Origin of the sequence: Oribacterium sp. HCP3S3_B9 (genome assembly GCF_052064255.1) — a bacterium.
In the GTDB taxonomy this organism is placed as follows: domain Bacteria; phylum Bacillota; class Clostridia; order Lachnospirales; family Lachnospiraceae; genus Oribacterium.
Genome location: NZ_JBQHVY010000057.1, coordinates 1 through 1,056, shown reverse-complemented (window position 1 = coordinate 1,056; position 1,056 = coordinate 1). Strand labels below are relative to the sequence as shown.

At 43.4% G+C, this 1,056-nt stretch carries 1 protein-coding gene; it reads right to left on the bottom strand.

Annotated elements, in window-relative coordinates; all coding sequences use genetic code 11:
- Nucleotides 1–101 precede the first annotated feature (101 nt).
- Nucleotides 102–911: a ParA family protein gene (locus ACTNC3_RS11375; RefSeq protein WP_441227500.1), complete on the bottom strand. Its 810-nt coding sequence runs from the start codon at nucleotides 909–911 to the stop codon at nucleotides 102–104.
- Nucleotides 912–1,056 lie beyond the last annotated feature (145 nt).

The following is a 1,056-nucleotide window of genomic DNA, read 5'->3' as shown; positions in this document are numbered from 1 at the left end:
GAAGGTGATCTCCGGCGGCGATAACCCATACGACATTCATGACGCAAAGTTGAGCAGTTCAGCGACAGCTCATGAGAGCAGTTCCGTGACAGCTCATGAAATCAGCAACAGTTCCTCTTTTCGTCATAGTTCAACACCTCCTGCGTTAAAGTCTCATACGCTTCTGCGACTTTTCCTGATGGATCATGGGCAAATATACTTTTTCCTTCTGCACTAGTCTCTGCAGCCCTTACAGATCTTGGAATTTCCGCTTCAAATACAGTAATGTCATCACGATAAGTATCTCGAATTAATTTGCTGATATCCTTGGCATAATTCGTTCTAGCATCTACCATAGTGATTAGAATTCCTTCGATGCACAGCTGGGGATTAATCTGACGCTTAACCTGGTTTATTGTCGAAAGTAATTGCTCTAACCCTTTGGCAGATAAGTAATTGGCCTGCACAGGGATTAGTGTTGTATCCGCTGCTGACAAAGAATTCACTGTAAGCATTCCTAAACTAGGCATGCAATCCAAAAGGATATAATCGTATCGTGCTCTTAACGGCTCTATAAACTGCTTAAGAATGCGCTCTCGATTCATGGTATTCACAAGCGATACCTCAAGTCCTGCAAGTGAAATATTCGAAGGAATCAAATCTACACCTTCTTGCTGATGGATCAGTACTTCATCCAATGCTACTGGATTCTCACTTATTGTTCCATTCAGAAGATCTGAGAGTGTCAGCTCCAGATCGTCGGGTCTCGGATTCCCCAGGCTGATTGTCAGTGATGCCTGGGGATCTGTATCGATAAGCAAAACCTTTTTATCATGTCTGGAAAGTCCGATTCCCAAATTCTCTACCGTTGTCGTCTTCGCTGTTCCGCCTTTCTGATTGACCACAGCAATGATTGTTGCCTGCCTATTCATACCGTCTCCTTTCAATGTGTCATGTCATAGTTGACCTCCCTATTGTGTCAAGGGATTTTTCCCTATTAAATCAAGGTTTTTCAACCTCACGGTACTGAACGAATAAGAGCCAAAGGGTGTATTCCAGAGAAGGATTGGAGCATTC

Bases quoted from the DNA above. Each gene is read 5' to 3' on its own strand.
- ACTNC3_RS11375 (WP_441227500.1), bottom strand. From the start codon at position 911: ATGAATAGGCAGGCAACAATCATTGCTGTGGTCAATCAGAAAGGCGGA.